The following is an 8,331-nucleotide window of genomic DNA, read 5'->3' on the forward strand; positions in this document are numbered from 1 at the left end:
GAGCTTGCCTCGCGATCTTTTGATCTTTAAAAGATCGCGAGGCAAGCTCGCTCCTACACGGGTTTTGGGTTATGGCCGGGCGCTGATCTGTTTTTGCAGGTTCTGGATCTGGCTTTGCAAGGTGGTGATGTTGCGCGTCACTTGCGCCCGGAACACATCAAACTCGGCGGTATTGGGGCCTTGGGAAGCCGCCGGGCGGTTTTCCAACTGGCTCTTGAGCACGATCATGTCCTGCTCCAGGCTTCGCACGCCATCGCTCGGGTTGCCCTGTTTTTTCAAAGCCGTCACGTCACCCGCCTGTTGCGCCACGGTCGCTTTCAACGCCGCCAGTTCGGTGCCCATGGTCTTGAGGTCGGTCTCAAGTTGGGTCTGGGAGGCTTTCTGGGCGTTGACCTGCAGTAGCATCGCGGCGTTGATTTGCTCAAAACGCTGATCCAGATCGCCCATCTGTCCCGCCACCAGGCCTTGCTGGTGCTTGGCCTGCTCAGCCAGTTGGTCTTCGAGCTGTTTGATCTGCAACTTCAGGGCTTCGCTGCCGTTGTTGATGCTTGATTCGCTGGCCACCACCTTGCCGGAAATGGCCTGTAAGCGCCCCGCCGCTTCTTCGCTGATCCGGGCAAAGCTTTCCTGGGTGGCAACCAGTTGCTGCTCCATCAAGGTGATCTGCTGGAAGCTCCACCAGGCCAGCCCGCCAAACGCCAGCAACACGGCCAGGATCAACGCCCACAAAGGCCCGGTACTCGGCCCCTTGACCTTGATCACCTGGGCATTGCGCGCATGGCCCGCGCCGCGCTCACGTGCGCCACCCATCGACGCCAGATCATCATGGTCGTCTGCATCTGCCCGCAGGGTCGGTACATTGTCGAAGTGGTCACGTGAGTCGTTACGCATGGAGAAACCTTATCTGGGTCCTGAAGAATGTCAGCGGTACGGCGATTCCTGGGCTTTCCACCAGCCGCAAAACTCGTCCAGCGCGGTCCACAGGCTGACTTTTGGGTCGTAGTCGAGGTAGTGGCGAGCCCGGCTGATGTCGAGGGTAAAGTCTTTGCTCATCTCCTGCACGCCCAAACGCGTGAGCGTCGGCGCCGGTTGCCCCGGCCACAGTTTGCAAGCCGCTTCGCTGAGCGCGCCGACACTATAAGCCATGCCGGGGCCCCGATAACGGGTCACGGGCGGCACGTGCATCTGGCGCATCACGTAATTGACCACATCCCAGTACGGTATCGGGGTGCCATTACTGATGTTGTAGGCCTTGCCCAAGGCCGATCCGCTCACCAGAACGCTGCTCATCAACGCATCGTTGAGGTTTTGCATGCTGGTGAAATCGACTTTGTTCAAACCATTACCAATGATTGCCAGGCGATTTTTGCGCTGCTGTGCCAACAAGCGCGTGAACAGGCTCATGTCTCCGGCCCCGGTGACAAAGCGCGGTCGCAGGGCAATCACTTCAAGGCCGAACTCCTGTGCGCCAAAGACTTTTTGCTCGGCCATGAACCTGGTTTCGGCATAAGGATGCTTGAACCGCCGCGGGACGTCTTCTTCGGTCAACCCCAGATGTGAATGGCCGTCAAAGTACAGCGCGGCCGATGACAGGTGTACCAGGCGTCGCACCCGTTGTTTCAAGCACGCTTCAACCACGTTCTCGGTGACCAGCACGTTGTCGCGGAAGAAGTCCTGATAGCGCCCCCAGGTGCCGACATGCCCTGCGCAGTGCACCACCACATCGACATCGACGCACAGGTCACGCACCAGCAAGCCATCGGTCAAATCACCCTGGATAAATTCAGCCCCGCGCCGCACCAGGTGTTCGACACCTTCGGCCCGACGCCCACTGACCCGCACGTCAAAGCCCTGCTCCAAGGCAAAACGCGCAAAGCGTCCGCCAATAAAGCCGCTTGCGCCGGTGACCAGAATCTTCATCAATTGCTCCAAATGCTGTAAGTCTTGTTGCCTGCTGTTTAAACGTCGGTTATCAGGCCAAAGGCACTAACCAGCGTGATGCTGAGCGGGTTAAATGGGCCGTCAGCGCTTCCAGCAGTTGTCCACCATTGCGCCAATGATGCCAGTACAGTGGCACGTCGATCGGTTTATCTGGCAAAAGCTCTACCAATGCCCCGCTGGCCAGTTGCTCGCGCACTTGCTGCTCGGGGATCAGCCCCCAGCCCAGCCCGGCCTCCGTCAAGCGGATAAAGCCTTCTGATGAGGGGCAGAGATGGTGCTCGAAACCGCCGTCCACGCCCAGTGCCGCCAAGTACCGATGTTGCAAAAAATCATCCGGGCCAAACACCAGCGCAGGCGTTTTAGGCAATTGCGCAGCCTTCACGCCTTGGGGAAAATGCCGCGCAATAAAGGCCGGGCTGGCCATCGCGCGATAACGCATGGCGCCCAGCAACACACTGCGCGCGCCTGCCACCGGGCGCTCACTGGCGCATAAACACGCGGCCACTTCACCGGCACGCATGCGTTTCAAGCCGACGGTCTGGTCTTCGACGACCAAATCCAGCAACAGCTGATTGTCAGCGCAGAAATCCCCCACCGCCTGGGCCCACCACGTGGCCAGGCTGTCGGCATTCAAAGCAATCCGCAGCCGCTCGGGCAAGCCCTCATCGTCCAGCGCCGGGACCACACGTTGCAGGTCACGCTCCAGCAAACGCACTTGTTGCACATGGTTGAGCAAGCGCCTGCCGATGTCTGTAGGACTCGGCGGCGTGGCACGCACCAGCACCGGCTGCCCGATGCGCGCTTCAAGCAGTTTGATGCGCTGGGAAATCGCCGATTGTGACAGCCCCAGCACCTGCGCCGCACGCTCAAAACCGGCCTGTTCTACCACGGCAGCCAACGCTGAGAGTAATTTATAGTCGAACATCAGTTTTCCTAATGGGCGATCAGCAATATTGGTTTTTCTTATACAACCAAGGCCCGGACAATAGCCAGCAGTAACCCCCTCTTGTGATGCAGTTCGGCGAGTATTTCTTATGTGGCAAAGCTACCTTAATGGCCTGTTGGTCGCGTTCGGCCTGATTATGGCCATCGGCACCCAAAACGCTTTCGTGCTTGCACAAAGCTTGCGCCGTGAACACCACCTGCCGGTCGCGGCTTTTTGTGTGATTTGTGACGCATTGCTGGTAGCAGCCGGGGTGTTCGGGCTGGCGACGATTCTGGCGCAAAGCCCGATTTTACTGGGTGTGGCGCGCTGGGGCGGCGCGTTGTTCTTGCTCTGGTACGGCACCCAGGCGCTGCGCCGGGCGTTCTCGGCCTCAAGCCTTGAGCAATCGGCCGGCCAGACCGCGCGCTCGCTCAGGGCGGTGATGCTCAGCGCACTGGCGGTCACCTTGCTCAACCCGCACGTTTACCTCGATACGGTGCTGCTGATTGGCTCGCTTGGCGCTCAGCAAAGCGTACCCGGCGCCTACGTGGTGGGCGCGGCCAGTGCGTCGCTGCTGTGGTTTTTCACCCTGGCCCTGGGCGCGGCATGGCTCGCACCATGGCTGGCCCGCCCCGGCACCTGGCGCCTGCTGGACCTGCTGGTGGCGGCGATGATGTACGCGGTGGCGGTTCAGTTGATTGTTGCCGGGTAATCCATGGGGTTAACGGGGGCCTGAAAAAACATCGAGTTTTTCAATCAATCTGGTTGAAACGTCTATTCCACACAGTTGTCGCGTGGTTATGCGCCAACCCCGGTGCTATGATCCAGCGCTTGCGCCGCAAAGAGTACAAACTCCCCGGCGCGTGTTTGGCCGCCCGTGATCGGCCTTGCGCTCATCGCAACTGACCTGATTAGGAGAATCAACATGGCTTTCGAATTGCCGCCGCTGCCGTACGCACATGATGCCTTGCAGCCGCACATCTCCAAGGAAACCCTGGAGTATCACCACGACAAGCACCACAACACCTATGTCGTGAACCTGAACAACCTGGTGCCAGGCACCGAGTTCGAAGGCAAAACCCTGGAAGAGATCGTTAAAACCTCTTCGGGCGGTATCTTCAACAACGCCGCTCAAGTGTGGAACCACACGTTCTACTGGAACTGCCTGTCGCCAAACGGCGGCGGCGAGCCTACCGGCGCGCTGGCTGATGCCATCAACGCTGCGTTCGGTTCGTTCGAGAAGTTCAAAGAAGAATTCAGCAAAACCTCCATCGGCACGTTCGGCTCCGGCTGGGGCTGGCTGGTGAAGAAGGCTGACGGTTCCCTGGCCCTGGCCAGCACCATCGGCGCCGGCAACCCGCTGACCAGCGGCGACACCCCGCTGCTGACCTGCGACGTTTGGGAACACGCTTACTACATCGACTACCGCAACGTACGTCCGAAGTATGTTGAGGCGTTCTGGAACATCGTTAACTGGAAGTTCGTTGCAGAGCAGTTCGAAGGCAAAACCTTCACTGCCTGAAACTGACTGAACGTTAAAAAAACCCGGCATTGCCGGGTTTTTTTTGGCCAAGGCAAAAGTGCGGGGCCAACGCGCTTCAGACTACTATCAACGGCAGGTTTATTTCATTCGCCGGCTCAAGTTAACTACGCCTTGAACCGACACATTGTCCAGCTCTCAAACCACTGGATAATGCCCTCGTCAAAATGAACGATTACCTGCAGCCATGACCACACGACTATCGGCAAGACACAAGGAATAACCCGTTGAAGCTGGAATTCAAGAACAGCTTGTCGATCAAATTACTCCGGATCGTATTGCTCTCAGCATTGGTCGTGGGAGGAATATTAGGCTGCGCGCAAATTGTCTTCGACGCCTATCTCACACGCCAGGCGGTCAACGAGGACGCCAAGCAAATCCTCAATATGTTTCGCGACCCGTCCACGCAAGCGCTGTACAGCCTGGACCGGGAAATGGCGATGCAGGTCATTGAGGGCTTGTTTCAGGACGACGCAATGCGCAAGGCCTCTATCGGCCACCCCAATGAAACCGTACTCGCGGAAAAAACCCGGCCCTTGCAAGCAACCTCAAGCCGCTGGCTGACCGACTTTATCCTGGGCCAGGAACGTACGTTCAACACGCCGCTGGTGGGCGGCGGCCCCGTCAAAGAATATTACGGTGACCTGAGCATCACCCTCGACACAGCGCCCTATGGTCAGGGTTTCTTGACCAATGCCGGCGCGCTGTTGCTGTCGGGGGTGTTGCGGGCGCTGCTGATGAGCCTGGTGCTGTACCTGATTTATCACTGGCTGCTGACCAAGCCCTTGTCAAAAATGATCCAGCACCTGACCAGCATCAACCCTGACCACCCCAGCGAACATTTGATCCCGCAGCTCAAGGGGCATGAATCCAACGAGCTCGGGGTGTGGGTCAACACCGCCAACCAGTTGCTGGCCTCCATAGAGCGCAATGCGCATTTGCGCCACGAAGCCGAAAGCTCCTTGCTGCGCATGGCCCAATACGACTTTTTGACCGGGCTGCCGAACCGCCAGCAATTACAGTCCCAATTGAGCAAAATCCTGATTGAGTCAGGCCGCTCTCAGCGCCGCGTGGCCGTGCTGTGTGTGGGGCTGGATGATTTCAAAGGCATCAACGAACAATTTGGTTATCAGACAGGCGACCAGTTGCTGCAAGCCCTGACCGATCGTTTGCGGGCGCACAGCGGTAGCCTGGGTGCACTCGCACGCTTGGGCGGCGACCAGTTTGCACTGGTTCAGGCCCACATCGAGCAGCCTTATGAGGCCGCCGAACTGGCGCAGGGCATTTTGGATGACCTGGAGACGACGTTCAGCGTCGATCAGCAAAACATCCGCTTGCGCGCCACCATCGGCATCACGTTGTACCCGGAAGATGGCGACACCTCGGAGCAGTTGCTGCAAAAAGCCGAACAAACCATGACCCTGGCCAAAAGCCGCTCGCGCAACCGTTATCAGTTTTATATCGCCAGCGTGGACCGCGAAATGCGCCGCCGCCGCGAGCTGGAAAAAGACCTGCGGGACGCCCTGCTGCGCAATCAGTTGCACCTGGTCTACCAGCCCCAAATTCGCTACAGCGATCATCGGGTGGTGGGCGTCGAAGCCTTGTTGCGCTGGCAACACCCCGAGCACGGCATGATCCCGCCAGACCTGTTTATCCCTTTGGCAGAAGCCAACGCCAGCATTATCGACATTGGCGAATGGGCACTGGATCAAGCCTGCTGCCAACTGCGCGACTGGCACGATCAGGGGTTCACCGACTTGCGCATGGCGGTCAATCTGTCGACCGTGCAGTTGCACCACGCCGAGTTGCCGCGGGTGGTCAACAACCTGTTGCAGATGTATCGCCTGCCGCCCGGCAGCCTGGAGCTGGAAGTGACCGAGACCAGTCTGATGGAAGACATCAGCACCGCCGCCCAGCACTTGCTGAGCTTGCGTCGCTCAGGCGCGCTGATTGCCATTGATGACTTTGGCACCGGGTACTCATCGCTGAGTTACCTGAAAAGCCTGCCGCTGGATAAAATCAAGATCGACAAGAGCTTTGTTCAGGACCTGATTGACGATGACGACGACGCCACCATCGTGCGCGCCATCATCCAGTTGGGCAAAAGTCTGGGCATGCAGGTGATTGCCGAGGGCGTCGAAACCCTCGAACAGGAAACCTATGTGATCAGTGAAGGCTGCCACGAAGGCCAGGGCTATTTGTACAGCAAGCCCTTGGGAGCGCGGGAATTGGGCGCTTATCTGAAGCAGGCGCAGCGCAACAACGCCCTTAATATGTAATTTTATGTTTCAAGATTTTGACCAAGGCCACATCAACCAAGGCTTGCTGCAGAAGTAAATAGGAAATATTTACAGGCGTAACCCTTTACACAAAATGCATATCTTTCGCATCATGTCGCACGTTTTGCGTGCCGTCGCATGCTTGTCCCACCACTCGAAGCAGGATGTTCGCCCATGATTCGTTTGCCCCTGGCTACCGCCAGTCTGCTGGCCATTGCTATTTCACTCGCTGGTTGCGGCGACAAAGACAAAGAAAAAACAGCCACAGCACCTACGCCAGCCGCAGCGACCACTCCTGCTACGCCAGCCACTGATGCTTCGGGCGCGCAAGTTAACGACGCCGCAGCCAAAGCCGTTGTCGCGCATTACGCCGACATGGTGCATGCCGTGTACAGCGACGCCGAGTCCACCGCCAAAACCCTGCAAACCGCCATCGACGCGTTCTTGGCCAAGCCCAATGCCGACACCTTGAAGGCCGCACGTGAGGCCTGGATTGCAGCGCGTGTCCCTTACCTGCAAAGCGAAGTGTTCCGCTTCGGCAACACCATCATTGATGACTGGGAAGGCCAAGTGAACGCCTGGCCGCTGGACGAAGGCCTGATCGACTACGTTGACGCCACCTACAGCGGCGCACTGGGCAACCCCGGGGCGAACGCCAACATCATCGCCAACACCCAGATCCAGGTGGGCGAAGACAAGATCGACGTGACTGAAATCACTCCGGAAACCCTGGCCAGCCTCAATGAGCTGGGCGGTTCCGAAGCCAACGTCGCCACTGGCTACCACGCCATTGAATTCCTGTTGTGGGGCCAGGACCTGAACGGCACCGGCCCAGGCGCGGGCGACCGCCCTGCTTCGGACTACCTGGAAGGCGAAGGCGCAACCGGCGGCCATAACGATCGTCGTCGTGCCTACCTGAAGGCCGTGACCCAGTTGCTGGTCAACGACCTGACTGAAATGGTCGGCAACTGGGCGCCAAACGTGCCTGACAACTACCGCGCCTCGCTCGAAGCAGAGCCTGCACAAAACGGCCTGCGCAAAATGCTGTTTGGCATGGGCAGCCTGTCGTTGGGCGAACTGGCCGGTGAGCGCATGAAAGTGTCGCTGGAAGCCAACTCCCCTGAAGACGAGCAAGACTGCTTCAGCGACAACACCCACAACTCGCACTTCTACGACGCCAAAGGCATTCGTAACGTGTACCTGGGTGAGTACGTACGTGCTGACGGCAGCAAAATGACCGGCCCAAGCCTGTCGTCGCTGGTCGTCGTCGTTGACCCGGCCACAGACGCCACCCTGAAATCCGATCTGGCCGACACCGAATCCAAGATCCAGGTCATGGTAGACCTCGCCAACAAAGGCGAGCACTACGACCAGTTGATCGCAGCGGGCAACGAAGCCGGCAACCAGGTGGTACGTGATGCCATCGCGGCCCTGGTCAAACAAACCGCCGCTATCGAACAAGCCGCAGGCAAGCTGGGCATCAGCGACCTGAACCCGGACAACGCTGACCACGAGTTCTGATTAGCGATGTGTGAGTGAGTGACGCAAAAGGCGACCTTCGGGTCGCCTTTTTTGTGCGCCGTTCAAACTGTAGGAGCGAGCTTGCCTCGCGATCTTTTGATCTTGAAAAGATCGCGAGGCAAGCT

7 protein-coding genes are annotated in these 8,331 nt (G+C 58.5%); 4 read left to right on the forward strand and 3 right to left on the reverse strand.

Annotated elements, in window-relative coordinates:
- Window positions 1-69: 69 nt before the first annotated feature.
- From AAEZ03_RS25240 to AAEZ03_RS25250, 3 genes are read right to left on the reverse strand one after another with little or no spacing between them, the layout of a single operon-like run.
- Window positions 70-891 carry a GumC domain-containing protein gene (locus tag AAEZ03_RS25240; RefSeq protein ID WP_350582376.1) on the reverse strand — a complete coding sequence of 274 codons (822 nt, stop codon included), beginning with the start codon at window positions 889-891 and terminating at the stop codon, window positions 70-72.
- Between the two features lie 30 nt (window positions 892-921).
- Window positions 922-1,920, reverse strand: a complete 999-nt coding sequence (locus AAEZ03_RS25245) for an NAD-dependent epimerase/dehydratase family protein (protein WP_350582378.1) — start codon at window positions 1,918-1,920, stop codon at window positions 922-924.
- 52 nt (window positions 1,921-1,972) lie between these two features.
- Complete coding sequence (locus AAEZ03_RS25250; protein WP_262123685.1) at window positions 1,973-2,866, reverse strand: LysR family transcriptional regulator ArgP; 894 nt, start codon at window positions 2,864-2,866, stop codon at window positions 1,973-1,975.
- 109 nt (window positions 2,867-2,975) lie between these two features.
- On the opposite strand from AAEZ03_RS25250, the gene AAEZ03_RS25255 reads away from it, so the two are divergent.
- From AAEZ03_RS25255 to AAEZ03_RS25270, 4 genes are all read left to right on the forward strand, one after another.
- A complete protein-coding gene (locus AAEZ03_RS25255) occupies window positions 2,976-3,578 on the forward strand; it encodes a LysE/ArgO family amino acid transporter (protein ID WP_048369652.1) in 603 nt (200 codons plus the stop codon).
- A 213-nt stretch (window positions 3,579-3,791) separates the two neighbouring features.
- Window positions 3,792-4,388, forward strand: coding sequence for a superoxide dismutase (locus AAEZ03_RS25260; RefSeq protein WP_048369650.1), 597 nt, complete (start codon window positions 3,792-3,794; stop codon window positions 4,386-4,388).
- Between the two features lie 245 nt (window positions 4,389-4,633).
- Window positions 4,634-6,685, forward strand: a complete 2,052-nt coding sequence (locus tag AAEZ03_RS25265) for a putative bifunctional diguanylate cyclase/phosphodiesterase (RefSeq protein ID WP_282364697.1) — start codon at window positions 4,634-4,636, stop codon at window positions 6,683-6,685.
- Window positions 6,686-6,859: 174 nt separating this feature from the next.
- Window positions 6,860-8,206 (forward strand): imelysin family protein, encoded by a 1,347-nt coding sequence (locus AAEZ03_RS25270; protein WP_350582383.1) that lies wholly within the window; start codon window positions 6,860-6,862, stop codon window positions 8,204-8,206.
- The last annotated feature ends 125 nt before the right edge of the window (window positions 8,207-8,331 follow it).

This window comes from Pseudomonas sp. HY2-MNA-CIBAN-0224, from assembly GCF_040310285.1.
GTDB classification, from domain to species: domain Bacteria; phylum Pseudomonadota; class Gammaproteobacteria; order Pseudomonadales; family Pseudomonadaceae; genus Aquipseudomonas; species Aquipseudomonas helleri.